General features: G+C 66.7%; 27 protein-coding genes. 10 read left to right on the forward strand and 17 right to left on the reverse strand.

Features of this window, described 5'->3' with window-relative positions; translation table 11 throughout:
* The first annotated feature begins 511 nt into the window (after positions 1-511).
* From A5692_RS29880 to A5692_RS15835, 6 genes are all read left to right on the forward strand, one after another.
* Positions 512-919, forward strand: a complete 408-nt coding sequence (locus A5692_RS29880; RefSeq protein ID WP_231984339.1) for a TNT domain-containing protein — start codon at positions 512-514, stop codon at positions 917-919.
* On the forward strand, positions 897-1,604 hold the full coding sequence (locus A5692_RS29885) for a hypothetical protein (protein WP_231984340.1): 708 nt from the start codon (positions 897-899) through the stop codon (positions 1,602-1,604). The genes A5692_RS29880 and A5692_RS29885 overlap by 23 nt, the downstream gene beginning before the upstream one ends.
* A 35-nt stretch (positions 1,605-1,639) precedes the next feature.
* A complete protein-coding gene (locus A5692_RS29125; protein WP_156766105.1) occupies positions 1,640-2,284 on the forward strand; it encodes a hypothetical protein in 645 nt (214 codons plus the stop codon).
* Positions 2,285-2,448: 164 nt separating this feature from the next.
* Positions 2,449-3,360, forward strand: coding sequence for an HAD family phosphatase (locus A5692_RS15825; RefSeq protein WP_068057476.1), 912 nt, complete (start codon positions 2,449-2,451; stop codon positions 3,358-3,360).
* A gap of 45 nt (positions 3,361-3,405) precedes the next feature.
* Complete coding sequence (locus A5692_RS15830) at positions 3,406-3,915, forward strand: MaoC family dehydratase N-terminal domain-containing protein (RefSeq protein ID WP_068057478.1); 510 nt, start codon at positions 3,406-3,408, stop codon at positions 3,913-3,915.
* Positions 3,916-3,926: 11 nt separating this feature from the next.
* Complete coding sequence (locus A5692_RS15835; protein ID WP_068057480.1) at positions 3,927-4,856, forward strand: cyclopropane mycolic acid synthase family methyltransferase; 930 nt, start codon at positions 3,927-3,929, stop codon at positions 4,854-4,856.
* Positions 4,857-4,917: 61 nt separating this feature from the next.
* On the opposite strand, the gene A5692_RS15840 is transcribed toward A5692_RS15835, so the two are convergent.
* The 9 genes from A5692_RS15840 to A5692_RS15875 all read right to left on the reverse strand — a co-directional run bounded on the left by A5692_RS15840 (position 4,918) and on the right by A5692_RS15875 (position 12,380).
* Positions 4,918-6,003 (reverse strand): lysophospholipid acyltransferase family protein, encoded by a 1,086-nt coding sequence (locus A5692_RS15840; RefSeq protein WP_197514476.1) that lies wholly within the window; start codon positions 6,001-6,003, stop codon positions 4,918-4,920.
* Positions 5,985-7,112 (reverse strand): SDR family oxidoreductase, encoded by a 1,128-nt coding sequence (locus A5692_RS15845; protein ID WP_068057484.1) that lies wholly within the window; start codon positions 7,110-7,112, stop codon positions 5,985-5,987. Before A5692_RS15845 ends, A5692_RS15840 begins: the two co-directional genes overlap by 19 nt.
* A gap of 52 nt (positions 7,113-7,164) precedes the next feature.
* Positions 7,165-7,266 carry a 30S ribosomal protein bS22 gene (locus tag A5692_RS28375; protein ID WP_003402602.1) on the reverse strand — a complete coding sequence of 34 codons (102 nt, stop codon included), beginning with the start codon at positions 7,264-7,266 and terminating at the stop codon, positions 7,165-7,167.
* Positions 7,267-7,389: 123 nt separating this feature from the next.
* Positions 7,390-7,644: a cell division/environmental response transcriptional regulator gene (locus tag A5692_RS15850; protein WP_068057485.1), complete on the reverse strand. Its 255-nt coding sequence runs from the start codon at positions 7,642-7,644 to the stop codon at positions 7,390-7,392.
* Positions 7,645-7,784: 140 nt separating this feature from the next.
* Positions 7,785-8,660, reverse strand: coding sequence for a pyrroline-5-carboxylate reductase (proC, locus tag A5692_RS15855; protein ID WP_197514477.1), 876 nt, complete (start codon positions 8,658-8,660; stop codon positions 7,785-7,787).
* A gap of 27 nt (positions 8,661-8,687) precedes the next feature.
* Positions 8,688-9,530 carry a thioesterase family protein gene (locus tag A5692_RS15860; protein WP_068057488.1) on the reverse strand — a complete coding sequence of 281 codons (843 nt, stop codon included), beginning with the start codon at positions 9,528-9,530 and terminating at the stop codon, positions 8,688-8,690.
* A gap of 16 nt (positions 9,531-9,546) precedes the next feature.
* Entirely contained in the window at positions 9,547-10,389 is an 843-nt protein-coding gene (locus A5692_RS15865; protein ID WP_068057490.1) for a sugar phosphate isomerase/epimerase, read from the reverse strand.
* A 24-nt stretch (positions 10,390-10,413) separates the two neighbouring features.
* A complete protein-coding gene (locus A5692_RS15870) occupies positions 10,414-11,367 on the reverse strand; it encodes a hypothetical protein (RefSeq protein WP_068057492.1) in 954 nt (317 codons plus the stop codon).
* Positions 11,364-12,380 carry a Ppx/GppA phosphatase family protein gene (locus A5692_RS15875; protein ID WP_068057494.1) on the reverse strand — a complete coding sequence of 339 codons (1,017 nt, stop codon included), beginning with the start codon at positions 12,378-12,380 and terminating at the stop codon, positions 11,364-11,366. Before A5692_RS15875 ends, A5692_RS15870 begins: the two co-directional genes overlap by 4 nt.
* A gap of 185 nt (positions 12,381-12,565) precedes the next feature.
* On the opposite strand from A5692_RS15875, the gene A5692_RS15880 reads away from it, so the two are divergent.
* The gene (locus tag A5692_RS15880) at positions 12,566-13,351 is read left to right on the forward strand and encodes a hypothetical protein (RefSeq protein ID WP_068057495.1); all 786 of its coding nucleotides are present in this window, start codon (positions 12,566-12,568) and stop codon (positions 13,349-13,351) included.
* On the opposite strand, the gene A5692_RS15885 is transcribed toward A5692_RS15880, so the two are convergent.
* A complete protein-coding gene (locus A5692_RS15885) occupies positions 13,314-14,066 on the reverse strand; it encodes a FadR/GntR family transcriptional regulator (protein WP_068057497.1) in 753 nt (250 codons plus the stop codon). The two genes, A5692_RS15880 and A5692_RS15885, sit on opposite strands and share 38 nt — an antisense overlap.
* A 42-nt stretch (positions 14,067-14,108) precedes the next feature.
* Here A5692_RS15885 and A5692_RS15890 point away from each other — a divergent pair, with 42 nt between their 5' ends.
* The 3 genes from A5692_RS15890 to A5692_RS15900 are packed head-to-tail and all read left to right on the forward strand — an operon-like array spanning position 14,109 to position 17,247.
* Positions 14,109-15,059: a hypothetical protein gene (locus A5692_RS15890; RefSeq protein ID WP_068057499.1), complete on the forward strand. Its 951-nt coding sequence runs from the start codon at positions 14,109-14,111 to the stop codon at positions 15,057-15,059.
* Positions 15,056-15,385, forward strand: coding sequence for a hypothetical protein (locus A5692_RS15895; RefSeq protein WP_067928318.1), 330 nt, complete (start codon positions 15,056-15,058; stop codon positions 15,383-15,385). The genes A5692_RS15890 and A5692_RS15895 overlap by 4 nt, the downstream gene beginning before the upstream one ends.
* Complete coding sequence (locus A5692_RS15900) at positions 15,382-17,247, forward strand: GMC family oxidoreductase (RefSeq protein ID WP_068057501.1); 1,866 nt, start codon at positions 15,382-15,384, stop codon at positions 17,245-17,247. Before A5692_RS15895 ends, A5692_RS15900 begins: the two co-directional genes overlap by 4 nt.
* A 7-nt stretch (positions 17,248-17,254) precedes the next feature.
* On the opposite strand, the gene A5692_RS15905 is transcribed toward A5692_RS15900, so the two are convergent.
* The 7 genes from A5692_RS15905 to mshA all read right to left on the reverse strand — a co-directional run bounded on the left by A5692_RS15905 (position 17,255) and on the right by mshA (position 26,114).
* On the reverse strand, positions 17,255-20,191 hold the full coding sequence (locus A5692_RS15905; protein WP_068057502.1) for an RND family transporter: 2,937 nt from the start codon (positions 20,189-20,191) through the stop codon (positions 17,255-17,257).
* Positions 20,188-20,610: an MmpS family transport accessory protein gene (locus tag A5692_RS15910; RefSeq protein WP_197514478.1), complete on the reverse strand. Its 423-nt coding sequence runs from the start codon at positions 20,608-20,610 to the stop codon at positions 20,188-20,190. Before A5692_RS15910 ends, A5692_RS15905 begins: the two co-directional genes overlap by 4 nt.
* Before the next feature lie 837 nt (positions 20,611-21,447).
* Positions 21,448-22,131, reverse strand: a complete 684-nt coding sequence (gene regX, locus A5692_RS15915) for a two-component sensory transduction protein RegX (protein WP_007167631.1) — start codon at positions 22,129-22,131, stop codon at positions 21,448-21,450.
* A gap of 73 nt (positions 22,132-22,204) precedes the next feature.
* On the reverse strand, positions 22,205-23,425 hold the full coding sequence (locus A5692_RS15920) for a cell wall metabolism sensor histidine kinase WalK (RefSeq protein WP_156766107.1): 1,221 nt from the start codon (positions 23,423-23,425) through the stop codon (positions 22,205-22,207).
* Positions 23,426-23,576: 151 nt separating this feature from the next.
* Positions 23,577-24,326, reverse strand: coding sequence for a phosphoglyceromutase (locus A5692_RS15925; RefSeq protein ID WP_068057509.1), 750 nt, complete (start codon positions 24,324-24,326; stop codon positions 23,577-23,579).
* Between the two features lie 10 nt (positions 24,327-24,336).
* The gene (locus tag A5692_RS15930) at positions 24,337-24,846 is read right to left on the reverse strand and encodes a YbjN domain-containing protein (protein WP_068057511.1); all 510 of its coding nucleotides are present in this window, start codon (positions 24,844-24,846) and stop codon (positions 24,337-24,339) included.
* Complete coding sequence (gene mshA / locus A5692_RS15935; protein ID WP_068057512.1) at positions 24,843-26,114, reverse strand: D-inositol-3-phosphate glycosyltransferase; 1,272 nt, start codon at positions 26,112-26,114, stop codon at positions 24,843-24,845. The genes A5692_RS15930 and mshA overlap by 4 nt, the downstream gene beginning before the upstream one ends.
* Between the last annotated feature and the right edge of the window lie 54 nt (positions 26,115-26,168).

Raw genomic sequence — 26,168 nt, forward strand, 5'->3', positions numbered from 1 at the left:
GCCGGCCGAGCCCGTGCCAGCCCACGCGCCTTCGCCCGGCGGCGAACCGGCCGCTGCACCTCCCAGCGCGGGTCTCCCATCGCTACCGGAGCCGCACCTGCCGACGCCGCCTTCGGTGCCCATGGGCGGAGCGCCCCCCGAAGCATCGCTGCCCTTTGGAGACCCGCCGCACGCCGGGGGATCGGGCGTTCACCCGCCCGAACCGCAGCTGCCCCACGACGGCGGTCCGCCGCCCGGCGATGGAGACGCGCCACACTCGCCGAGTGACGGGCCTATTACCCCCGCAGACGGCGAGAAATCGCCCGGTTCACATCACCCTCACGACGGCACACCGCCCGATGACGGCGCCGACGAGCATCGGCTAGAAGTCCCCTCCTTCGCGGATTTGAAGCCGTGGCACCAGGCGCAGTTGGCGCTCGCCCAATCACCCGAGCGGCTCGTACAGGATCTGTTGGAACACGGATGCCCCCGGGAAATCGCCGAATCAGCGGCGCATAGTCCTTACGAGGGAATGGCCGCTCAGGAAATACTCGAAAGGTACTGGGATCCAGCGACCAGAACGTGGAAGTGGCCAAAAGTAGACGGTTTCGCGGATGGCAGGTATGAAACAGCTCGCAGCATTCCGCAGGAAACATGGCTAGACAGAATCGGAGAGGTTAGCGACGATCGAGGCGATTACATGGCCGCGGCCGGTGACCTCTATCCTGACCGCGGATTGGCCCCCGGTTCATCTGGTGACTACAATCGATTTCACGGCACCGGTAAGGAATTGCCGGAAGGATGGCAAGTCCGGTACGGAAAAGTGGGTGATGCATTCGGACAGCCGGGCGGTGGAACACAATGGGTGGTTGTTGACAAGAACGGCAAGACTGTTCTGATCAAATGGTTACTTGAAAATGGTTACCTGGCACTGGGATAGCGCGGCAACCAAGAAGGGGTGTTCAGAGTTGGCCACAAACTTCAGCGCGGAAGACGGATATGGTGAGTTCATAGACCATTACAACTTTTGGCGCAAAATTGCCAACAGCGTCGGCAACGGACCGTACGACGAGGCAGAGAGGCATGAAGACCGTCTATATTTCCGCTCGGACTACTCGAACAAAGTCGCAAAATGGCCTGAGTGGGCGGAGCAAGGCGACTGGGGAGCTTGGATTATCGCGCGTACAAAGCTTGGTTACTTCAGCGTATTGAGTTCGTTGAAGCACGAAAGAGCGGCGCAGCGGGATGAGGAAATAATTGTACTGTTTTCAAGATTCTCGGACGCAGGTAAGTACATCATCATGCGCGTTGCAGATAGCACTCGCGTGAGCCTTCGCTTACAGACCCAATTCGTCAAGTGGGACGATCGCGGCCCCGACTCTCGTATAGCGATCGGCGCTGCAGATCTGGACGTCATCAATCTTCTCAAAAGCGAGTACCCAGGCCTTGAAGAAGGCTTTGTGGAGCAATATCTGAAACGCTACACACTCACAACACGGCCCGATTGCTATGGATTTGCATTCCCCGAAGATGAGCCAAGAATGCGAATCCTCCTCTTATCGTTCAAGGAGTTAACCGCGGCGCTGCTCGACGGTATGCCTGGAGATATCGCTTCGCTCGCATGATCCACGAATAATAGAAATTAAGCCAAGGCAAAACGATGGTTGATGGCAAGCTCGACCTCACTACGTTCCCGCCGTTCATGCACCGACTCGTAAAGTATTGGTATGCATGGCAGGAAATCTATCTGCGACGTCAAGGGCGCTCGCCGGGCGACGCTCAGCGCGAGCCAAGTGGCCGGGAATCTCAGGAGCAGGTGTTCTGGGGAAGACGGCCGCCCGAAATGACGAGCAGCGAGGAGTTGGGCTTCATTGACGACGGCGATGTATCTTACTATTTGACTTGGAAGGACGGAGATTTTTTCATTGATAGTGAAGAACGGGGTTCACGGCATACCTACTGGATGTTCAGAAATTACGAAGACGCCGAAAAATACCTGGCATTTTTGATTAGTCAGATGGCTCATACCGGGAAGTACAGCAATTCTCCCAGCTTCCGTTGGTATCGAGAGGGCCTCAATCCCAGGGTCTCGCTCAGCAAGCCCGATCCGGCCAATTATCCCGGGCGCGTCAGCATGACGGTCGATGACGAACCGAGTGACCGGGGATGGATGCCAGAGCATGATGCGATCGCGGCGTCACGTGTGATCGTTCTAAGTTTCGAGGAACTCGATTACATGCTGCGCCAAGGTGTTCCGTCGGATTGGTTCACGCTCAACATTCGAAGCGCCCGCCAGCGAGCGTGAAACTACCTTCACGCTCGGCGCCAGGCGGCCCGACGACCAGAGCACTCGACGACCGACTGTGAGCTTGCCGAAGACGCAACGCATCCCCCGGCTCCCGCCGGATAGGGTTGGATACCGGGACCCACTGGGTCGCCAGGCAACACAGCGATCTAGGAGGTTTGGCGATGACTTCCTCTGAGCCGGGCAACGGACACGTCAGTCGCGTTGACTTGGAGTCGCTGGCCGCCGACGCCAGCGCCGCCCGCGCGCTGGAAGGTCTGCAAGCCGAAAAAGCCGCCACCGACGAGGACCGCCCGCAGCCGCCGATCGACCTGACCGCTGCCGCCTTCTTCGACGTCGACAACACACTGGTGCAGGGCTCCTCAGCGGTGCACTTCGGTCGCGGCCTCGCGGCGCGCAACTACTTCACCTATCGCGACGTGCTCGGCTTCATCTATGCCCAGGCCAAATTCCAGATCCTCGGCAAGGAGAACAGCAACGACGTCGCCGCCGGCCGGCGCAAAGCCCTCGCCTTCATCGAGGGTCGATCGGTCGACCAGCTGGTGGCCCTCGGCGAGGAGATCTACGACGAGATCATCGCCGACAAGATCTGGCCGGGCACCCGCGAGCTCACGCAGATGCATCTCGACGCGGGCCAGCAGGTGTGGTTGATCACCGCCACGCCTTACGAACTCGCGGCGACCATCGCGCGGCGGCTCGGCCTGACCGGCGCCCTGGGCACCGTCGCCGAGTCGGTCGACGGCGTGTTCACCGGACGGCTCGTCGGCGACATCCTGCACGGCACGGGTAAGGCGCACGCGGTGCGGTCGCTGGCGATCCGGGAAGGCCTCAACCTCAAACGCTGCACCGCCTACTCGGACAGCTTCAACGACGTGCCCATGCTCTCCCTGGTGGGCACTGCTGTGGCCATCAATCCCGACGCCCGGCTGCGCACCCTGGCCCGCGAACGCGGCTGGGAGATCCGCGACTTTCGCACCGCGCGCAAGGCCGCCAGGATCGGGGTGCCGTCGGCGTTGGCGCTGGGAGCGGCCGGCGGGGCACTGGCCGCGGTGGCGTCCCGGAGGCAATCGCGCTGATAGGCTGCGCCGCTGAGACATATTCGAGCGGAGAGCGATAGCGGCATGACGACCCCCAAAGAAGCCGAAGGACTCATCGGCAGCCATTACCGGGCACCGGATTACTTCCTCGTCGGGCGCGAGAAGATCCGGGAGTTCGCGCTCGCCGTCAAGGACGACCATCCGACGCACTTCAGCGAGGAGGCCGCCGCGGCTGCCGGGTATGACTCGCTGGTGGCTCCGGTGACGTTCCTCGCCATCGCCGGACGGCGTGTGCAGTTGGAGATCTTCACCAAGTTCAGCATCCCGATCAACATCGCGCGGGTGATCCACCGCGACCAGAAATTTAAATTTCACCGGCCGATCGTCGCCGGCGATAAGCTGTACTTCGACACCTATCTCGACTCGGTGATCCAATCCCATGGCACCGTGCTCGCTGAGATCCGCAGCGAAGTGACCGATGTCGATGGGAACCCGCTTATCACCAGCGTCGTCACGATGCTGGGGGAAGCGTCAAGCGAAGCTGACACTGAAGCAACAGTGGCCGCGATTGCATCCATATCAGCCGGAAAGTAGGGTCGATATCAATGACGTCACAGGGGGAAATGGGTAGCACCCAACTGAAGCCGCCGGTCCAGGCGGTCCGATCCCATTACGACAAGTCGAACGAATTTTTCAAGCTCTGGCTTGACCCGTCGATGACCTATAGCTGCGGCTACTTCGACGAGAATCCCGATCCGAACAACCTCACCAAGACGCTGGAAGAGGCGCAGTACGCCAAGCGCAAACTCGCGCTGGACAAGCTCAACCTCGAGCCCGGCATGACCCTGCTCGACATCGGCTCCGGCTGGGGGTCGACCATGCGGCACGCGGTGCAGGAGTACGACGTCAACGTCATCGGCCTGACGCTGAGCGAGAACCAGTACGCCCATTGTGTGGCGGAGTTCGAAAAGATGGACAGTCCCCGCCGCAAAGAAGTGCGGATCCAGGGCTGGGAGGAATTCCCCGGTGACGTACCGATCGACCGCATCGTGTCGCTGGGTGCGTTCGAACACTTCGCCGACGGCGCGGGTGACGCCGGGTACGAGCGGTACGCCACCTTCTTCAAGAAGTACTACGACCTGCTGCCCGACGACGGCCGCATGCTGCTGCACTCGATCGTGGTGCCCTCCGCCGAAGAGGGCAAGGCGATGGGCTTGCAGGTGAACATGACCCTGCTGCGGTTCATCAGCTTCATTTTGAAGGAGATCTACCCGGGCGGAAAGTTGCCCCAGGTCGACCTGGTTGACAAGTATGCGACTGACGCCGGTTTCAAGATCGAGCGGCACCACTTCATCGGCAAGAACTACGTTCCGACGCTGACCGCCTGGGGTGATGCGCTCGAGGCGCACAAGGAAGAGGCGATTGCCCTGAAGGGGCAGGAGACCTACGACATCTACTTGAAGTACCTCCGTGGCTGCTCGGACCTGTTCCGCGACGGCTACACGAACGTCTGCCAGTTCACGATGGTCAAGTAAGTCGCCCGAGGACGCCCCGGAACCAATTGGCTCCGGGGCGTTTTCGCGTTGAAGAGCCTTTTTAGCCGAAGAAGATGTTGCGGCGGCCCGCAAGCAACCGGTACAGCGTCTGCTGGATGGTTTCGCGGACCTGATCGGTCAGCTCGAAGGTGACCATCGGGTCCTCTGCGTCGGAAGCGGCGTAGTCGTTGGTGTAGATGGGCTCACCGAAAGCGATGCGCCACTTCGACGGCAGCGGCACCAGACCCGCGGGCCCGGCCAGCGGAAAGAGCGGCGTGATCGGGAAGTAGGGCAGGCCGAACAGGCGGGCCAGCAACTTCACGTCCGTCAGCATCGGGTAGATCTCTTCCGAACCGATGATCGAGCACGGGATGATGGGGGCCTTGGTGCGCAACGCCGCCGTCACGAAGCCGCCGCGGCCGAAGCGCTGCAGCCGGTAGCGGTCCTCGAAGCGCTTGCCCAGACCCTTGTAGCCCTCCGGGAACACGGCGGTCAGCTCACCGGCGGCGAGCAGCCGGTGCGCGTCCGTCGTGCAGGCCATGGTGTGGCCCGCCTTGCGGGCGGCTTCGCCCACGACGGGCAGGTCGAACACCATGTCGGCAGCCAGCAACCGCAGGTCGCGGTGGGCGGGATGTTCGTCGTGCACCGCCACCGACAGCATCAGCCCGTCGAAGGGCAGAACCCCGGCGTGATTGGCGACTACCAACGCGGGACCCTCGCTGGGCAGGTTCTCCACACCGCTGACCTCCACCCGGAACCAGGACCGGAAGAAGAACCGGAGCAGGGGGCGGACGATGGCGCTGTTGAAGTGCGGATCGAAGCCGAACTCGTCGACGGCGTAGTCACCGGTGATCCGCTTGCGCAGGAATCCGGCCACCGCGGCGACGCGTTGAGCCAGTTCGTTGAGCGGGACCTCCGACGACCCGGCGGTGGCGCGACGGTGGTCATCGATTTCACGGACGACGGCCGCGATCTGCTCGGCGGACGCCCGACCGTGGGGATCCGAAAGCAATGAAGGATGCTGGCGAGAGGACTCCGCGCGCTGATCGGCTTTCCGACGCGCCGCTACCCTGCCCCGATTCGTATGCAGCGGAATGACATTCGCTCTGTTTTCACCCGCCACGATACCTACCTGACCCCACCCCACGGAACTGGATTTCGACCACCCCAGCGCTGAGCTAGAGATATGGCGCGACCCTCCAGGGAGCGTACCCGATGCGGGTCGATAATGGGAGTCATGCCTCGGCCCCGGACGTAGTCGTCGAAGGCCTCGGCCGTCGCCCATTTCGGCTGGTAGCCGAGCTCCGAGCGCATCCGGGTGGTGTCCATGACCCTGCCGTAACTCAGGTAGGCAAACTGGTCGCGGCTGATCTCGTTGTAGCGATTGGCCCGCCTCAGCGAATCCAGCGCCCAGACGCCAAAACCTGGCACCGGCAAAGGAATCCGGCCGGCGCGACGGATCGCCTGCGACAACATGATGATCCCGTCGGCCCCGATGTTGAAGGTGCCGGCCTTACCGGCCATCGCCGCGCGCTCGAGCGCGCCCAGCGCATCCTGCTCATGCAGCAACTGCAGTCGCGCGTCGCGACCGAACATCGTGGGCACCAGTGGCCCGGCCAGATACCGCGACAGCGTGGTGTCCATTGCCGGCCCGATCATGTTCGCCAGCCGCAGGATCGTCACGGCGATATCGGGCCGGCGCCGCCCCAGGCCGCGCGCGTAGGCCTCGATGTCGAGGCTGTCCTTGGCGAAACCGCCGCGCAGGGGACGGCGGCTGGTGCTGTCCTCGGTGAACATCACCGGATCGTGCGCGCTGGACCCGTACACCTCGGACGTCGACTTGAGCACGACGCGGCGCACCGAAGGCGCCTTCTGACAGGCCGCGAACAGCTGCATCGCGCCCATCACGTTGATTTCCTTCAGCGCCGCGGTGCCCCCGGACCGCGGCGCGTAAGACGCCGCCGCCGCATGCACCACCGTGTCGACCTCGCCGTTACGAATCACCTTGGCGATGAAGGGATTGCGGATGTCAGCACGAACGAACTCGGCGCGGCCCATCCGGCGCAGCATGTCCTTGCTGGGCGCGATCGCGTCCACCGCGATGATCCCTTTGATCATCGGGTTCTGCGCGAGCCGAGCCGTCAGGTAACCGCCCAGGAACCGGCACGCACCGGTTACCAGCACAACCTTGGGGTAATGCACCGTGTTGCTCGTGGTGTCGCCGGTTCCGGCGCCTTCCCCACTCGACTGATCCACCCAAGCAGCCTATCGACCGGAAGAGACCGCAGCACTACGGCGCGGCTGGGCCCTACTTGCCGAGTTTTCTGCGCTGCACCCGGGTGCGGCGCAACAACTTGCGGTGCTTCTTCTTCGACATGCGCTTGCGCCGCTTCTTGATTACTGAACCCATGAACTCCGCTATCTGACCCGTGACCTGCTTGCAGGATTGACCCGGACACTTTACCCGGCGGGATACGCCCAACACCAAACCGGCGCCGGCGACCGCCGCGTGATGGCGGAGTGCGGTTTCGGGTCAGCCCGCGTCGAAGTAAGACGTCTCGAGCATGTCGTGCACCGCCTTGGCGTGCACCCGGAACGACCGCCCGACCCGGACCGCGGGCAGCTCGCCGTTGTGCACCAGCCGGTACACCGTCATCTTCGAGACCCGCATCAACGCAGCCACCTCGGCGACGGTCAAGAATTGTGTCCTGCCCTGCTGGCCCTCGCCGGGACCGGTGTCCCGCTTACCAGCAGAATCTCGCGCCGATGGCCCGTTCGTAGACGTCATCGCAACCCAATCGTGTCAGGCCCGCGCAATGCCAGCGGCTTCCCCTCCGCTGGCACCCACACGTGCATACAAAGAGGAGAATAGCGGGACTAATGGGGTTACTGGTACTGGTGGGGGACAATCAGTTCAAATTTCTTGGATTACTCCGATGTAATTCTTAGCTGCTCAGAGCGCGTTTTGGCGGCCTGTACGGCCGCGTCGACGGCCGCCCGCAGGCCGCCCCGTTCCAGTTCACGAAGCCCCGCCGCGGTGGTGCCCCCCGGTGAGGTGATGGTGGCGCGCAGCTGCGTCGGTGTGGCGTCGACGCGCAACCCCGGGCCCTCGCCTTCGACCGGCCGCCGCTCGCCGTCCATCCGTTCCAGCAGCATGGCCGCCGAGCCTGCCATCGTCTGCGCCGTCAGGTCGGTGGCCACGTCCCGGCTCAGCCCCGCGGCGACCCCGGCGTCCACCAGGGCCTCGACCATCAGGAAGAAGTAGGCCGGGCCGGACCCCGACAGCGCGGTCACGGCGTCCATCTGGGCTTCGGGCACGGTCAGCACGCCGCCGACGGAGTCGAACAGGGCCGATACCCCCTCGAGCTGCGGGGCGGTGACGAACCGGCCCGTGGCCAGGGCGGTCACCCCGGCGCCGACGACCGCCGCCGCGTTGGGCATCGCCCGGACCACCGGAGTCCCGGCCGGTAGTTTCGATTCGAAATACGAGATGCCAATGCCCGCCGCGACGGTGACGAAGACCTGCTCGGCCGTGTCGCTCTCGGACGCGGCCGCCGCCCGGGTCAGCTCCGTCATCACCGGCTCGACGTCACCGGGCTTCACCGCGACCACCACGAAGGACGCGTTCTCCACCGCGTCGGCCACCGAGGTGATCAACACCGAATAGGTGTCGGCCAGGTACTGGGCGCGCTCCGGCACCCGCTCGGCCACCACCAGGTCCTTGACCTGCCGGCCTGCCCGCAGCAGACCCGACAGCAGAGCCTCCCCGATGCTGCCGCCACCGACGATCGCGATTCTTGCCATGCCCGACAGCATCGCAGACAGCGGCGGCTACCCGGCGGCAGGGACCAATGCCAATTGGCGGGCTTGCACCACCAAGCGGCCAAGACTGTCGACCACGGTGTGGTCCTCGTCGAACCAGTCGTGCCCGATCTCGGTGCACGTCGCGATGATGCGCAGCCACCCGTCGGCCGGCAGGCCGCGCAGAAAAGCGGTCAGCTGGATGGTGGGAGCCCAGCCGGTGCGCTCCACCGCGAAGGTCACCGGCGCCGACAGATCCCCGCACATGAGCGCGAACAGCCCGTCCGGGGCCACCCCGCGGGGGCGCGCCCACATCTGGATCACCGGCGGGCCTCCGTCAGCGGGCGGCTCCAGGCTCGACAGCACCGGCCGCACGTCGCAGCCTTCGCCCAGGTGCACCAGGCCGGCCAGCGGGTGGCCGGGCCCGATCGGCGCGACGTCCTCGGGGGGCTCGGGTGGCATCAGGCCCACCACCGGGTTGGCCGACAGCAGCGGCTTGGCTTCGCCATCGGGCGGGAAATGCTCCGGCTCGCCGAGGTTGACCACGGCGTGCACGGCCGTGCGGTCGCCCTGGGTGAGCTCGACGTCGACGACGCTGATCCGGCGGCCGCGCTTGCGGATCGAGGTGACCAGCCGCATCGGTCCCGGATCGGGGGCCCACAGGAAGCTGGCCGACACCGCGACCGGTTCCAGGGCCGGTTCGAGGCCGGCCGACTGCCCGCCGCAGGCGGTGCGGGCGGCTTTGGCGCACAGCGCCAGCATCGCCCCGCCGTGCACCTTGGGCCCGATGGTCCAGTGCTTGTTCAGCTCGCCGTCAAACACACCGGGGCCGACCTCCCGCAACGCCATTGCGGTGGTGAATAACGCGTTCATGGTCTCCTGGATCTGATCAGCGCAGCAGGTGCGTGCGGGCGAACTGCAACGACTCGGCGAGCATGCTCTCGCGCTCGTTGGCCGAACGCGCGCTGGACGTCGAAACTTCCAGGATGACGTGGCCGGCGAAGTGGCTGCCGGCCAGCATCTGGCACACCTCGGCGGTGGGCTGGGTGCCCCGCCCGGGGACGAGGTGCTCATCGGCGGGCAGGCCGCTGCCGTCGCACAGGTGCAGGTGGACCAGCCCGTTCCCCATCCGTTGCGCCATGTCCAGCGAGTCGCTGCCCGCGGTCGCGGTGTGCGACAGGTCCAGCGTGTAGTGCGCGTGGCTGCCGTCCAGCGGGTCGTAGGAGGGCGCGAACGCCGAGATCGCCGGGCCGGGGCCGCCGCCACGCCGGCGCATCCGCTCCCGCGACTGGCCCGACCCGAAAAACCGGTCGGCCCGGAACGGGAACATGTTTTCCACCGCGACCATCACGTCGCTCGACGTTTCCAGCGTGGCGACCTGGTCGCTGAACCCTTCGGCATAGCGACGCTGCCAGCGAAACGGCGGGTGCACGACGACGGTCTGCGCGCCCAGTTGTTCGGCGGCCTGCACGCTGCGGTCCAGCTTGGGGATCGGGTTTGCTCCCCACACCCGCTGGGAGATCAGCAGACAGGGGGCGTGCACGGACAGCACCGGCACGCGGTAGCGCCGGGACAGTTTTGCGATGGCGTCGATGTCCTGACTGACCGACTCCGCCCACACCATCAGCTCGACCCCGTCGTAACCGAGCCGGGCCGCGTACTCGAACGCGGCCTCGGCCCGCAACGGGTACACCGAAGCCGTGGAGAGTCCGACTTTGATAGCTGGGCGCAACGGTCTGTGTGGTTCCGGGTCCGCCTAGCCTGACTGCAACGACAGCGCCAAGGGGCCCAGGGTGATCAGTGCCCCCACGGCGACGGCGATCAACGTGCTGGCGATGTCCTCGGTCTTGCGCACCACCCGGACGCCGACCACCAGGCCAAGAATCACCAGCACCGAGAGCACCAACGCGACGATCCTGTTCCAGCGCCACAGCTCGTCGAAGGCGACGAAGAGTCCGGCGCCGAAAGCGACGGCCAGGATGGACTGGAACACCACCAGGCTGGCGCGCCACAGCGCCTCGAGCCGGCCCGCCGGATGGACGTCGGCCACCCGCCCGGCCTCGCCCTCGAAGTGGTCCTCCTCGCGCTCCTCGTGCGGCAAGAATCCGGCGGCCAGCAGGTCTGCGTCCTCTTCGGCCTCGTCGGTCTCGGTCTGCAGGAAGGAGCGGACGTACGCGGAGTCCTCCAGCGCGGGTTCGGCCTCGCGCACCTCCGAATCCATCACGTCCACCGGGAGGTCGGTGTAGTGGTCCATCGGGTCGGGATTCATGCCCTCGGCGCCGGATCGCCCGGTGCCGTTGGTCTCCCCCGCCTCGCCATGGCTGAGCGGGCGCGGGTAGGCACTGCGCTCCGGCCCCGTTGCTTTCTTGGGCTGTGACGGCGACTTGGGCCAGCGCGGCTCCGGCTGCGACCAGTAGGCGGTGGGCTTGCCTTCGGATTGCTGCCCGGGCGCGGCCTGCTCGGTGACGCGCTCCTCGGCTACCGGTTCTGCGCTGGGCCGCCCGGCCGTGCGCGGGTCCTCCTGGTCGTCGCGGATGACCGGAATCTCGCCGGTCAGCTCGGCGACGGTCACCGCGTCGCTATCGCCGCGGCGCCGGCGACGCCGCCGCGTGACCGCCGGGGCGCCGATGGTTCCGTTCTTGGCCAGAAGTTCGGCCACCGAGATCGGCCGAGTGCCGGGGCTCTCGGTCTCGGAATGTGGTCCGGTCATGCTTTGTCGCCTCTCGATCGGTTGCCGTCCCGATCACCTGCCTGGCCTCCAGCATCGCGCACGGATCGCTTCATGAGGGGCGTTCCGTCGGCTTCGCTGTCGAGTTTGCGCAAGATGAGACCTTCCCGTAACGCCCACGGGCAGATATCCACCGATTCAATCGACAGCGCTCGCATACTCGCCTCCGCCACCAGCGCACCCGCCACAATCTGCGGCGCCCGCTCGGCGCTCACCCCTTCCAGTTCTGCCCGGTCGGCGGTCGTCATCCTAGAGATGAAAGATATGAGTTGCCTGAGGCCGTTTGCTGTGAGCGTTCTTTTCGCCCGCGGTCCGGCGGCCGACGGCGCCGCCCCGGTGAGCCTCGCCAGCGAGCGGAACGTCTTCGACGTCGCCACCGCCAGGTCGGGCGCGCCGGCTTCGAGCACCGTCACGGCGGAATCGGCGAGCTCGGCGTCCAGCCAATCCCGCAGCATGCCGACCCGGCGCCGCCCGGGCGGATCGTCGGGCAGCCACTCGCGGGTCAGCCGGCCGGCGCCCAGCGGCAGCGACAAGGCCACCTCCGGCTCCTCGTCGACTCCGCTGGACATCTCCAGTGAGCCGCCGCCGATGTCGAGGTTGATGATCCGACCGGCGCTCCACCCGTACCACCGGCGCACGGCCAGAAAAGTCAGCCGGGACTCGTCGACCCCGCTCAGCGCCTCCAGTTCGACACCAGTCTCCTTGCGGACGCGGGTGAGCACGTCCTCGGAGTTCACCGCGTCGCGAAGCGCGGAGGTGGCAAACGCCATCAACTCGGCGCAGCCCGAGCTGTCCGCGATCTTGGCGAACTCGTCGATGGTGGAGATCAGCTTCTCCGCGCCCCGCTTGGTGATCTTGCCGGAGCTGTCGATCGACTCGGCCAGCCGCAGCGTCGCCTTCGTCGAACTCATGGGCGTGGGATGCCCACCACGGTGCGCATCAACCACCAGCAGGTGAACCGTGTTGCTGCCCACGTCGAGGACGCCCAATCGCACGGAAAACAACCTAGTCGTGCTCCTCAGCGGGCCGCAACGCGGCCCGCTGAGGAGCACGACAATTTAACCTTGCGGGCGACGAGGCGGGCCGCGTTGCGGCCCGCCGGGTTGCTCGCCGATCCCGCATCGCCAGGCCCCGAGTGTCAGCGGGCCGAACAGGCCGAATCGTCGACTAACGTGGACCCGTGGCGAATTCTTACCCGGAGCCGGGACACGAGGTCGAGCTGGACTTCGCCCGTGAGTGGGTGGAGTTCTACGACCCGGACAATCCCGAACACCTGATCGCGGCCGACCTCACCTGGTTGCTGTCCCGCTGGACATGCGTGTTCGGCACGCCCGCCTGCCACGGCACGGTGGCCGGCCGCCCGGATGACGGATGCTGCTCGCACGGGGCGTTCTTGTCCGACGACGACGACCGCGCCCGGCTCGACGACGCCGTGCAGCAGCTGACCGACGAAGACTGGCAATTCCGCGAAAAGGGCTTGGGCCGTAAGGGTTACCTGGAACTCGACGAGCACGACGGACAGCCCCAGTACCGCACCCGCAAACACAAGGACGCCTGCATTTTCCTGAACCGGCCCGGCTTTCCCGGCGGGGTGGGATGCGCGCTGCACAGCAAGGCCCTCAAGCTGGGGGTCGCCCCGCTGACCATGAAGCCTGACGTCTGTTGGCAGTTGCCGATCCGGCGCAGCCAGGAATGGGTGACGCGGCCCGACGGCACCGAGATCCTCAAGACCTGGGTCACCGAATACGATCGGCGAGGCTGGGGCTCCGGGGGCGCGGACCTGCACTGGTATTGCACCGGCGACCCGGGCGCCCATGTCGGAGCCCAGCAGGTCTGGCAGAGCATGGCCGACGAGCTGACCGAGTTGCTCGGCGCCAAGGCCTACGCCGAGCTGGCGGCGATGTGCAAGCGGCGCAGCAAGTTAGGCCTCATCGCGGTGCATCCGGCGACTCGACTCGCCGAGTAACCTCAGTCCTGTTGTAGGCCAAGACCATTCGCCCCGCACTGGCGTTCAGGTACTCCTCGACGGCGGCGGCGGCCGCACCCTCGTCGCCCGCCAGCACGGCGTCGGTGATCGCGGCCAGCCCGGCCACCACGGGCGCGGCGTCGTCGTAGGCGGCGGTGAGCTCGTGCTCCCGGCCGCCGAAGGCGTGTTCGACCCAGCGATACAGCAACGCCAGTGCGCGGTTGCGGCTGTGATGGATGAGCACCCGGAAGTAGGCGAGGTCGGCGGCCTGGCGCGCCGCCGCGTTATCGGCCTCCCGGACCGCGGCCAGCGCCGCGCGCAGAGCCTCGGCATCCTCGGGGGCGCCGCGCCGCGCGGCCGACCGGCCGATCAGCGGGCCCAGGGCGGCCCGGATCTCGAACAGCTCGACCAGAAACTCGGGTCCCAGTTTGCGTACCAGCGCCTCGACCACCGCGGGGTGGGTGAGCGCCTGCGGATCGGAGACCACGTTGCCGCTGCCGTGCCGGGCTTCGATCAGGCCCATCTGCTGCAGCCGGGCCAGACCCTGCCGCAGCGACGTGCGGTTGACGCCGAGCTGTTCGGCCAGGTCGCGCTCGGGCGGTAAGGCCGAGCCCGGCGGAAACGCGCCGTCGAGGATGGCGTCCGCGATCGACGCGGCGATCTGTTCATCGACGCGTTGACGCTCGGGCGGACGCAGCGGACTTGACTGGTTCATTGGCTCAACCAATATAGTGGACGGACCTACGGGAGGTGAGCAATGGACGGCGACACGCGATCGGCGGTGATGCCACGCTGGCGCGGCGCGGCCGGCCGCCTGGAAGTCTGGTACGCCACGCTGTCGGATCCGACGACGCGCGCGGGGCTGTGGGTGCATTGCGAGACGGTGGCCCCACTCGCGGGCGGCGGAGACCCCTACGCGCACGGCTGGGTCACCCGGTTTCCTCCCGACGGTCCACCCCGCACCGAGCGGTTCGGGCCCGTGCCGACCCGGCCGGCGGCCGGCCCGTGGTGGTTCGACGCCGCGGGCGTGCGGGTGGGCGACAAACAGCTCAGCGGGCACGCCGGCTCACTGGCGTGGGATCTGTCCTGGACGGACACGGGCGCTCCGCTCTGGACGTTTCCCCGCGCGGCCTGGGACCGTGAGCTGCTGCCGGGCGCCCAGGTCGTCATCGCCCCCACCGCCGACTTCACCGGCTCGCTGACCGTCGACGACGCCGCCGCGCCCATCGAGGGGTGGCGCGGCGGTGTCGCCCACATCTACGGGCACGGCAACGCCAAACGCTGGGGATGGGTGCACGCCGACCTCGGCAACGGCGACGTCATGGAGGTGGTCACCGCGGTCTCGCACAAGCCGGGGCTGCGCAGGCTGGCACCGATGGCGTTCGTTCGGTTCCGTATCGACGGAAAGGATTGGCCCGCAGGGCCTTTACCGTCGCTGCGAATGCGGACGACGCTGGGCCTGCAGCACTGGCAACTGGAGGGACGCATCGGCGGCCGTCGGGTGCTCATCCGGGTCGACCAACCGGCGGAGAAGTGCGTGAGCCTGGGTTACACCGATCCTGACGGCGGCAAGGCGGTGTGCACCAACACCGAACAGGCCGACGTCCACATCGAGATCGACGACCGGCGTTGGTCGGTGCTCGGTCATGCCGAGGTCGGCCTGCGCGGCCCCGAGGCACCCGACCTCAACGAAAGGATTCCGACATGAGCTTTCTCCTCGACCCGCCGCTGCTGTTCGCCGCCGGAGCGCTGATCGAGCGGCAGGTACCTTCGGATCGTCGCGACGTCGCTGAGGCCGCCACCCTGGGCGTCTTCTTCGGCGGGTCGTTCGGGCTGTACAACAACGTGCCCGGGCTGGGCCTGCTGTGGCGGCCCTTTCGCGCCCGCAATGGCCGCGACTTCATGTGGAACAGCGGGGTTTTCAGCGTGCAGACCGAAGAGCTCGACTGGCCCATGCATGCCGCGGCCGGGGCCATTTTCGCCACTTACCCGTTCTTCATCAAGATGGGCCGCCGCTTCGGACGCCTGCTGTGAGCCGTCTCGCCGGCCGGGCGACCGCCGCGTTCGGCGCCGCGCTGCTGCCCGAGGAGTGCGGCGGCCCCCAGCCGGCTCAGCTGGTCGAGCGCATCGAACGTTATCTCACCCAATTGCCGGTGGCATCCCGGCTGGGTGTGCGCGCCGGGATGGCATCGGCGGCTGCCGCAAGCTATCTCACCACCGGCCGATCGTTGTCGCGACTGAGCCCTGACCGCCGCGACCAGGTGCTGCGGCGGGTGGCATCGCTCAGCCCGGAGGCCGGTGCGGCCGTCGAAGCCGTGAAGGCAATCGTGTTGCTGGCCAACGGCGCCGATGCCTACGCGCCGGAACTTTTCGCCCGCGCGAACCGGCATGACGCGGCGCGCCCCGATGCGCACCTGGCCGTCACCGTGTCGGCCGACAGCCCGTCCGTCGTCATCGCCGACGCCGTGGTGGTCGGTTCCGGGGCCGGCGGTGCGATGGTGGCCCGCACGCTGGCGCGCGCGGGGCTGGATGTCGTCGTGCTCGAAGAGGGCCGCCGCTGGACGGTCGAGGAGTTCCGCACCACCCATCCGGTCGATCGCTACGCGGGGTTGTACCGCGGCGCCGGTGCCACCGTCGCCCTGGGACGCCCGTCTGTCGTGCTGCCGATCGGTCGCGCGGTCGGTGGGACCACCGTCGTCAACTCCGGCACCTGCTATCGCCCGCCGGCGGCGGTGCAGCGGCGCTGGCGCGACGAGTTCGGGCTTGCCGTGGCCGATTCGGACCGGCTGTCCGCGCGCCTCGACGATGTCGAACGCACGCTGCGGGTCGCCCCGGTACCGCTGGAGATCATGGGCCGCAACGGACACCTGCTTCTCGACGGCGCCGCCGCGCTGGGCTGGGAGGCGGCGCCCATCCCCCGCAACGCGCCGGGTTGCGAAGGCTGTTGCCAATGCGCAATCGGTTGCCCCCGCAACGCCAAGTTCGGCGTGCACCTGAACGCGCTGCCCGAGGCGTGCGCGGCGGGTACGCGAATCATCTCCCACGCCCGCGTCGAGCGGGTCCTGCACCACCGCGGGCGCGCCCGCGGGGTGCGCGCCCGCCGACCCGACGGCACAGCGCTGGACATCATCGCCGATACGGTCGTTGTGGCCGCCGGCGCCACCGAGACGCCAAACCTGTTGCGGCGCAGCGGCCTTGGCGCGCACCCCCGCCTCGGGCGCAACCTCGCGTTGCATCCGGCGACCGTGCTCGCCGGGCGCTTCGAGGACGACGTCGTCGCCTGGCACGGTGTGCTGCAAAGCGCGGCCGTCCATGAGCTGCACGAGTCGCACGGTGTGCTGATCGAGGCAACATCGACCCCGCCGGGGATGGGATCGATGGTGTTTCCCGGCTACGGCGCCGAGCTGCTCGGCTGGCTGGACCGGGCGCCGCAGGTGGCGACGTTCGGCGCGATGGTGGCCGACCGCGGGGTGGGCTCGGTGGCGTCCGTGCGTGGGGAGACCGTCATCCGCTACCCCATCGATCGAGGCGACGTCGCCAAGCTCATGACGGCGATGGAGGCCATGGGCCGGCTGCTGTTCGCCGCGGGCGCCGTCGAGGTGCTCACCGGCTTGCCCGAGGCGAAGACGGTCGCGTCGCTGCCCGCGTTGCAGGATGCGTTGCGTCGAACCAGCCCGAGAAGCCTGCACCTGGCCGCTTTTCACCCGACGGGCACGGCGGCGGCCGGCGCCGACGATCAGCTCTGCCCGGTCGACGAGACCGGCCGGCTGCGCGGCGCCGACGGGGTGTGGGTCGCCGACGCGTCCATCCTGCCCAGCTGCCCGGAGGTCAACCCCCAGGTCTCGATCATGGCGCTGGCGCTGGGGGTGGCCGACGAGGTGCTCGGCACGCGCTGAGTCGCCGCTATGACCGCGCGTCCGCCGGGGCCGCGTGCCGCGGCTGATGCAACAGCGCACGCACCAGCGGGCGCGGACCGACGGACCGGAGCATCTGGCTGGCCGGGCGGACCCTTACCCGCTTCGGCCACCAGAACCAGCGCCCCATCACCGTCATGATCGACGGTGTGATGAGCGATCGGACGACGAAGGTGTCGAACATCAAGCCGAGCCCGATCGTCGTGCCGAACTGGCCGATCGCCCGGAGATCGCTGGTGATCATCGTGGCCATGGTGACGGCGAACACCAGACCGGCCGCGGTCACCACCGGGCCGGTGAGACCCATGCCGCGGATGAGTCCCGTTTTCAGGCCGGCTCCGATCTCCTCTTCGATCCGGGACACCAGCATCAGGTTGTAGTCCGACCCCACCGCCAAGAGCACAATCAACGCGAATTCTGTTGCCACCCAGTGTAACTGGAAATGAAGAAGGTGCTGCCAGATCAGTGTCGAGAAGCCGAAGGCGGCTCCCAGCGACATCACGATCGTGCCGACGATGACGCCCGCAGCGACCAAAGCGCGGGTGACGATCACCATGATGATGAAGATGAGCACGATCGAGGCGACCGCGGCGATCAGCAGGTCGAACTTGGCGCCGTTGGCGATGTCGTAAAACGTTGCGGCCGTACCGCCCAGGTAGATGTCGGCGTTTTGCAGCGAGGTGAGTTTGAGCGCCTCCTTGGCCGCGTTGCGCTCCTGATTGACGGACGCGATTCCCTCAGTCGTCGCCGGATCCACCGAGTGGGTGATGATGAAGCGCGCAGCCTTGCCATCCGGCGACACCATCAAGCTCAGCCCCAGTTGGAAGTCTGGGTTACTGAAAATCTCGGGCGGCAGGTAGAAGAGGCTCTCGATCTGAGAGTCGTTGAAGGACTTGCCCATTACGGCGTTCGTGTCGGTCAGCCGGTCGAACTGATTGATCAGGCTGTCGAACGTGCTGTAGATGGTCCACGTCGTATCCCGGATCGCCTTCGATGTGGCGATGTTCTGAGGAATAATCGCCAGCAGCTCGCGCGTGGCCGCGGCCGTGTGGTTGAGATCGCTGGTGAGATTGTGGAATTGCTCGGCGAGCTTGTCGAACCCGTCCAGAGCGTCGAACAGGCTTCGTAGCGACCAGCAGATCGGGATGTCGTAGCAGTGCCTCTCCCAGTAGAAGTAACTGCGAATCGGCCTCCAGAAGTCGTCGAAATCCGCGATGTGGTCCCTGATCTCGTCTGTGATGGCCGCGGTGTTTTCCGCGGTTTTCGCGCTGTCGTCGGTGGCGTTCGCGAGATCCTGCGTCACCTTGTACTGGCGCTCCAACAGGGAGATCAGGGTGTCCAGGTCACCGATGATCTTCTTGATATCGCCGACACGGTCCTTCAGGTAGTTCAGGTTGCTCCGGATCGGCGCGGTTTGCACACTGAGCTGGAACGGAACGGATCCATCTTGGATTGGCGGCCCGAGGGGTCTGGTAATGCTCTGCACCCGTTCGATGCCGGGCACCCGGAAGATGGCTCCGGCGATCTTGTCCAGCACCAACATGTCGGTGGGATTGCGCAGATCGTGGTCCGATTCGATCATCAGCAGGTCCGGGTTCAGCCTGGCCTGGGTGAAGTGTTGATCGGCCGCGTCGTACGCCTGAACCGAGGACGCGCTCTTTGGTAGGTAGTACAGGTCGTTGTAGCGCGGGTTGAAGCCCGACAATCCCAAGGCGCCGACGATCGCCAGGATGACGGAGGTCGCGAGGATGGGTGCCGGCCACCGCACGATGGCCGTCGCCAGGCGGCGCCACCGGGTGTAGTTGAACTTTCGCTTCGGATCGAACAGACCGAAGCCGCTCGCGAACGCGATCAGCGCCGGTGTCAGGGTCACCCCGGCGGCCACCACCACCAGCAGACCGATTGCGCACGGAAACGCCAGCGAACTGAAGTAGGGCAGCCGAGTGAAATGCAAACACGCCAGCGCCCCGACGATCGTCAAACCCGAACCCAGCACCACCTTGCTGACCCCGGCGAAGGTGTCGTAGTAAGCCGCTTCGCGGTCCAGTCCCCGCTCGCGGGCCTCCTGGTAGCGGCCGACCATGAAGATCGCGTAGTCGGTGCCCGCGGCGATGGCCAGTGCCGTCAGCAGGTTGACGGCGAAGGTCGACAGCCCCATGATGCCGGTGTCGCCCAGCAGCGCCACCACGCCTCGGCCGGTGGCCAGCCCGGCGAACAGAATCACCATCGTCAGCAGCACGGTGCCAATGGACCGATAGACGAACATCAGCATGATCGCGATGATGATGATCGTGATGATCGTCATCTTGAACAGGCTCGCGTTACCCACGACGATCGTGTCGTCGGTCAGGGCCCCCTGCCCCGCCACGTAGGCCTTCACCCCCGGCGGCGGCTTTGAGTCCGCGACGATCTTGCGAACCGAGTCAACCGACTTGTCGCCGACGGCGCCGCCCTGGTCACCGCGCAGGTTGACCTGGACGTAGGCGGACTTGTGGTCATAGCTCTCGACACCGGAGGCCGTAAACCGCTGTCCCCAGAAGTCGAGCGCATGCTCGACGTGTGCGGTGTCCTGCTTCAGCTTCTTGACCAGATCGTCGTAGTACCGGTGAGCATCTTGGCCGAGAGGCTTGTCACCGACGAGCGTCACCAGGACGAGGTTGTCGGAGTCGTACTCCTTGAACTTCTCCCCGATGTGCTTCATCCCGGTCACAGAGGGCGCGTCGGATGGCGAGAGCGGCACCGAGACGTCCTCGGCAACCTTTTCCAACTGTGGGACGAAGACGTTGACGCCGACCGCGATCAGCAGCCAGATCACCACGATCGGCAGCGCCAGCACGCGGATGGTGCGGGCCAGCCGCGGTTTGTGCTCGACGCCGGTGCGTTGCGCGACGGGGATTTCGTCCGTGTCGCTCGTGTCGTCGGTCACGCGGACTTGTCCAAGCAGGAAACCTGCGCGTCACGCGTGTTGACCTGTTGTTGATCGACCAATTTGCCGTCGACGGTGATGCGGCAACCGATGGAGGGGCTGTCACCTTGGGCGACGACGTAGGCGAAGATGCCGGGCATCTCGGCGACTATCGTCTGCGACCACGGCAACGTGGTGAAGTTGGCCTTCTGCGGTTGTGCCTCCGCATCCATCCAGTTGACGACGCCGGCGGTCCCGGGCGGTCCCAGGATTTCGTAGATGGCGGTCTTGGCCGCATACGGCGGGGTCGCATCCCGCGCATCGGGCTTGGGCAGGCCGGGTCCCGGGAAGACGCCGTTGAGACGGTCCACTGCGACGCCGCCGATCACCGCTGCCACGACCACCACCAGCGCAACCCATCCCCGCTTGACAAGCGTCAACACCGTTCTCCCCCATCACGAACGCCCGTTGGGCTGATGCTAAGGCGCTTCATCTGTTCCAGCATTTCGTCGCGTGCGCCACGGCTAGCCGAACACCATGGCCTCCGATTTAATTCCTGCGGTGTGCCGTCGCGTCGCAGCGACGTCGCCCACCCGGGCCGTGACCGCACCGCTCGTCGTACCCGGCCTGGGCCACTCGCCGACGCCGGCTGGTATCGCAGGCATGGAAACCACTTGCGCTGCAGGCCATTTCGCTGCCATGCGCCGGCCTAGGGCCTATTAGCCTGTCACGCGGCCGATTTCATCGAGATGATCGCGCCGGCGGGGTCGGACCGTGGCGCAATCGACAACTGACCACGACCGAGTTAGTTACAAAAAGTAATTCGCTGGGGTTGGCGACTTTGGGTTGAATTGCAGACTTGGCGATTTTCCGACATGCAGAAACCGGCAGCGATCGAGGGCCCCTGCGCGTACCCTGACGACATGGCTACCAAGGTCAGGACCTGCGTGCATTGTGGCCACACGTTCGATCCCAATGACCGACCGCGCGACCTGTCCGACCCGGATTGGCTTCCGGCCGCGTCAATTTATTGTTCGCATGAATGCAGTGACCAGTTCCATTGCGATATGACGCACTGCTGCTCGACCCATGCGAAAAAGAAGGGTCATCGCGAAGCCGCCAAGGCAGGACGATAATCCGCGCCTGCGCCAAATCAACGGCACGAAAGCCGGATATTCCCGACGATCGAGCCGTCACCGACAAACGTCGATCACCGACCGGTCCGCCAGGAGATCGCCAGCCTGTGCGCGTGGCGATCCGCGTTTCGAGCCGCCCGGCTAGCCTTCGAGTTTGTAGCCCAGCCCCCGCACGGTCACCAGGTGCACCGGGTTGGCCGGGTCGGCTTCGATCTTGGACCGCAACCGCTTGACGTGGACGTCGAGCGTCTTGGTGTCGCCGACGTAGTCCGCGCCCCACACCCGGTCGATCAGCTGCCCGCGGGTCAGCACCCGGCCGCTGTTGCGCATCAGGTACTCCAGCAGGTCGAACTCCTTGAGCGGCAAGGTGATCGTGTCACCGTTGACGGAGACGACGTGTCGCTCGACGTCCATCCGCACCGGCCCGGACTCGAGCACACCGTCGCTGATTTCGGAGTCGTCGTCACCGCCGCGGCGCAGCACCGCGCGGATCCGGGCGATCAACTCGCGCGCCGAATACGGCTTGGTCACATAGTCGTCGGCGCCGAGCTCCAGCCCGACGACCTTGTCGATCTCGCTGTCGCGCGCGGTCACCATGATCACCGGCACGCTGGAACGAGCGCGCAGCTGCTTGCACACGTCGGTCCCCGACATGCCGGGCAGCATCAGGTCGAGCAGGACGATGTCGGCGCCGCCGCGATCGAACTCGGCCAGCGCGGCCTGTCCGTCGGTCACGACGGTGGCCTCGAAGCCCTCCTTGCGCAACAGGAATGCCAGCGGATCGGCCAGCGACTCCTCGTCCTCCACGATCAGCACACTGGTCATCAGCGCGACTCTCCCCCGCGAGCGGGAGGTGCCCCCACCTCATCGCACGTGTTTGCATTGTCGTTAGCGCGGGTCATCGACTTAGTTCTTCCTCTCGTTGTGACCTGTTGGGTCGCACCTCGCGACCCTGCGGTTGCTCGGGTTGTTCGTCATCGTCCTTGTAGGCCGGAATCGACAGCGTGAACGTGGATCCGGTCCCCGGCTTGCTCCACACCCCGATGCTGCCGTTGTGGTTGGCCGCGACGTGTTTGACGATGGCCAGGCCCAGCCCGCTGCCGCCAGTGGCGCGCGAGCGTGCCTTGTCTCCCCGGAAGAACCGCTCGAAGACCCGCTCCTGATCCTCCAGCGCGATCCCGATGCCACGGTCGGTGACGGCGATCTCGATGTTGTCGCCGCGGCGGCGTCGACTGATCGAAACCGGCGAACCGGGCGGCGAATAGGCGATCGCGTTGGACACCAGGTTGGCCAACGCGGTGACCAGAAGCGTTTCGTCGCCCAGCACCCGCAGGCCGCTGGGCGCATCGGTGCGGATCTCGATCTGAGCGTTGTCGGCGGCCACCTTGTGACGTGAGATCGCTTCCGAAACAACGGTATCCACGTCAACCTCGGTGACGTTGGGCAACCGCTCCGCGCCCTGCAGCCGGGACAGCTCGATCAGCTCGGCGACCATGTCCCCCAGCCGGTTGGCTTCGACAAGCACCTTCTCGGCGAACCGGCGAACGGTTTCGGGGTCGTCCGCCGACGCCAACAGGGCCTCGGCGAGCAACGCCATGGCCCCGACCGGGGTCTTGAGCTCGTGGCTGACATTGGCCACGAAGTCTCGCCTGGTCGCTTCCATGCGCGCGTAGTCGGACTGGTCGTGGGCGAACACCACGGCGAACCGGCGGTCTTCCTCGCTGAGCAGCCGCGCCTGCCCGTGCACGGACAGCCCGGAGCGGCCCGCCGCTCGTTTGGCGGGCCGCAAATCGAATTCGACGTCGATGCCCCCCAGCGCCTGCTGAGCCGCCTCCCACGCCTGATCGTCGAGTTGCCGGTCACGCACCAGGCCTAGTTCCCTGGCCCGGTCATTGAGGTAGACGACGTCGCGGTGGGAATCCACCACCGCGACCCCCAGCGGCATCAGGGCGACGATGCGTTGCAGCATCTGCGCGACCGTGATCCCGGTCCATTCCGTGCTCACCCGCTGCCGGCGCTGGGCCGCTTTCGGCGACAGCCGGGTCCCGGCCGCTACACCGACGGCCAGCCCGAGCACGGACAACACCCCGGCCAGCAACAGCGCCGAGAACACAGTCACATAGCAAATCCTACAAATCTTCCTGAACGCCGCCCTAGCGGAACGAGGCCAAAATCGGACAAGTCACACTCTGCGCTTCAGGTGTTCCACTGCCGTTCACGCAATGTTCGGCCAACAGGCCTATGGATATTGCAAAAGACCGCGACCGGAGTCAGCCGCGCCCCTGGCTGGCAACCGCCGCGGCACCCGCCGCGGCGGCCTCCGGGTCCAGGTAGGTACCGCCCGGCACCACCGGCCGCAGGTCGGCGTCCAGGTCATAACGCAGCGGAACCCCGGTCGGAATGTTCAGCCCCACCACGTCGTCGTCGGACATCTGGTCCAGGTATTTGACCAGGGCACGCAGCGAATTGCCGTGCGCGACGATCAACACGGTCTTGCCGCTGCGCAGGTCCGGGACGATGACGTCGGTGAAGTACGGCAGGAAGCGGACCACCACGTCAGCCAGGCATTCGGTCAGCGGGCCGCCGCCGATGTTGGCGTACCGCGGGTCGGTGTCCTGGCTGAACTGGCTGCCCTTCTCGATCGGTGGCGGCGGCGTGTCGTAGCTGCGCCGCCAGGTCATGAACTGCTCCTCGCCGTAGCGCTCCTTGGTTTCCGACTTGTTCAGGCCCTGCAGCGCGCCGTAGTGCCGTTCGTTGAGCCGCCAGCTGCGCCGCACCGGGATCCAGAGCCGGTCGGCGGCGTCCAGTGCCAGGTGCGCGGTGCTGATCGCACGGCGCAGCAGCGAGGTGTAGAGGACGTCGGGCAGGAGGCCCTGCTCGGCCAGCAGCTCGCCGCTGCGCACCGCCTCGGTCCGACCCTTCTCGGTGAGCCCGACATCCACCCAGCCGGTGAACAGGTTCAGGGCATTCCAGTCGCTCTCGCCGTGGCGCAGCAGCACCAGCGTGGCAGTCTCTCCCATGGCGGCTAGCTTATTCGTCGTCTTCGTCGATCAGGTGAGCGAACGCCTCGAGGTTCTTCAGCGACTCGCCGCGGGACACCCGCCACTCCCATTCCTTCTGGATCGACGACCGAAAGCCCAACTCCAGCAACGTATTAAAGTCCGAATCCACCGCTTCGAGCACCTGCCCGAGCACCCGGTCGATCTCGTCGGCGTTCACCGACGCCAGCGACATGCGGCCCACCAGGTAGATGTCGCCGACCTTGTCCAGCGTGTAGGCCACCCCGTAGAGACGGCGGTTGCGCTTGAGCAGGAAGCGATAAACGCCCTCGTGGTTCTCGTCGGGCTTGCGGCACACGAACGCCTCGACGCGCACCGAATGCTCGCCGACGCTCAAGATCGTGTTGGTCTTGAGTTTGCGCTCTCCGGGCAGCTCCACCACCAGCCCGGAGCGGCCGCCGTGCGCCCCCTCGTGCTTGGAGTAGGCCAGGCCGCTGGCCTGCAGCGCGTCCTCGATCACGCGCTCCACAGTGGAGGTCACGCGCCCACCCCCCGGCGTTCGGCGGTGTACCCGGTGATCGCCCGGCGATAGCCGGCCAGCAGCGCATCGGTGGTGTTCTCCCAGGAGAACGTGGCCGCGTGCGCGGCGGCCGCGCGGCTCATCGCCTCGGCCTGCGGCGCGCGCAGGCGCAGCATCCGGTCCAGGGCGTCCGCCCATCGGTCGACGTCGTGGCCGGACACCAGCGTGCCGGTGATCCCGTCGCGCACGGCCACCGGCAGGCCCCCGACCGCCGCGGCGACCACCGGCGTGCCACACGCCTGCGCCTCGACGGCCACCAGACCGAAGGACTCCGAGTAACTCGGCACGGCGACCAGGTTGGCGGCCTGGAACAGGGTGGCCAGGTCGGTGCGGGACTGCGGGGGCAGGAAGGTCACCCGCGCCGCGATGCCCAGGTCGTCGGCCAGCCGGCGCAGCCCGTCCGGGGACGCCAGGCCGCTGCCCGACGGGCCGCCGGCCACCACGATGCGCACGCCCGGCAACTTCGCGGCGGCACGCAACACGATGTCGGGCGCCTTCAGCGGCTGGATCCGCCCCACGAACACCACGACGTCCTCGTCGAGGGGCAGCCCCAGCGCGGCCCGCGCCGCCCGCCGGTCACCCGGGCGGAACACCTCGAGATCCACCCCGGGGTGGACGACGTCGATGCGCGCCGGGTCGGCGCGGTGGATCGAAATCAGTTGCCTGGCCTCGTCTTCGGTGTTGACAATCAGCCGGTCCGCCTCGTCGACGACCTGCTGCTCGCCGACCGTGCGCAGCGGCGGCTCGGGCGCGTCCCCCGCCGCCAGCGCCGCGTTCTTCACCGCGGCCAGCGTGTGCGCGGTGTGAACCAGCGGCACCGCCCAGCGGTCGCGGGCCAACCAGCCGACCTGTCCGGACAGCCAATAATGCGAGTGCACGATGTCGTAATAGCCCGGCTCGTGCGACGCCTCCGCACGCAGCACCCCGGCGGCGAACGCGCACAGCTGGGTGGGCAGGTCGTATTTGTCCAGGCCCTCGAACGGCCCCGCGACCACGTTGCGCACCAGCACTCCGGGCGCCACCCGCGCGACCGGCGGGTCGGCGGACGCGGTGGCCCGGGTGAAAATCTCCACCTCGATGCCCCTCCTCGCCAGGTGCAACGCGGTTTGCAGCACGTAGACGTTCATGCCTCCGGCGTCGCCGGTGCCCGGCTGGGCCAGCGGTGAGGTGTGCACCGCCAACACTGCGACGCGGCGCGGTTTCAGCCGGAAGACGTCTTCGTGCCGCACTCTCTCATCTTTACAGGATGCCGGGCGAGCCAGCCCAACCCGCACGACGGCTTC

Source organism: Mycobacterium sp. E342 (genome assembly GCF_001667665.1).
Classification (GTDB): Bacteria; Actinomycetota; Actinomycetes; order Mycobacteriales; family Mycobacteriaceae; genus Mycobacterium.

Coding starts and splice junctions, on each gene's coding strand:
- A5692_RS29880 (WP_231984339.1), top strand. CDS start 512: ATGGCCGCTCAGGAAATACTCGAAAGGTACTGGGATCCAGCGACCAGA.
- A5692_RS29885 (WP_231984340.1), top strand. CDS start 897: ATGGTTACCTGGCACTGGGATAGCGCGGCAACCAAGAAGGGGTGTTCA.
- A5692_RS29125 (WP_156766105.1), top strand. CDS start 1,640: ATGGTTGATGGCAAGCTCGACCTCACTACGTTCCCGCCGTTCATGCAC.
- A5692_RS15825 (WP_068057476.1), top strand. CDS start 2,449: ATGACTTCCTCTGAGCCGGGCAACGGACACGTCAGTCGCGTTGACTTG.
- A5692_RS15830 (WP_068057478.1), top strand. CDS start 3,406: ATGACGACCCCCAAAGAAGCCGAAGGACTCATCGGCAGCCATTACCGG.
- A5692_RS15835 (WP_068057480.1), top strand. CDS start 3,927: ATGACGTCACAGGGGGAAATGGGTAGCACCCAACTGAAGCCGCCGGTC.
- A5692_RS28375 (WP_003402602.1), bottom strand. CDS start 7,266: ATGGGTTCAGTAATCAAGAAGCGGCGCAAGCGCATGTCGAAGAAGAAG.
- A5692_RS15850 (WP_068057485.1), bottom strand. CDS start 7,644: ATGACGTCTACGAACGGGCCATCGGCGCGAGATTCTGCTGGTAAGCGG.
- proC (WP_197514477.1), bottom strand. CDS start 8,660: ATGGCAAGAATCGCGATCGTCGGTGGCGGCAGCATCGGGGAGGCTCTG.
- A5692_RS15860 (WP_068057488.1), bottom strand. CDS start 9,530: ATGAACGCGTTATTCACCACCGCAATGGCGTTGCGGGAGGTCGGCCCC.
- A5692_RS15870 (WP_068057492.1), bottom strand. CDS start 11,367: ATGACCGGACCACATTCCGAGACCGAGAGCCCCGGCACTCGGCCGATC.
- A5692_RS15885 (WP_068057497.1), bottom strand. CDS start 14,066: ATGAACCAGTCAAGTCCGCTGCGTCCGCCCGAGCGTCAACGCGTCGAT.
- A5692_RS15890 (WP_068057499.1), top strand. CDS start 14,109: ATGGACGGCGACACGCGATCGGCGGTGATGCCACGCTGGCGCGGCGCG.
- A5692_RS15895 (WP_067928318.1), top strand. CDS start 15,056: ATGAGCTTTCTCCTCGACCCGCCGCTGCTGTTCGCCGCCGGAGCGCTG.
- regX (WP_007167631.1), bottom strand. CDS start 22,131: ATGACCAGTGTGCTGATCGTGGAGGACGAGGAGTCGCTGGCCGATCCG.
- A5692_RS15925 (WP_068057509.1), bottom strand. CDS start 24,326: ATGGGAGAGACTGCCACGCTGGTGCTGCTGCGCCACGGCGAGAGCGAC.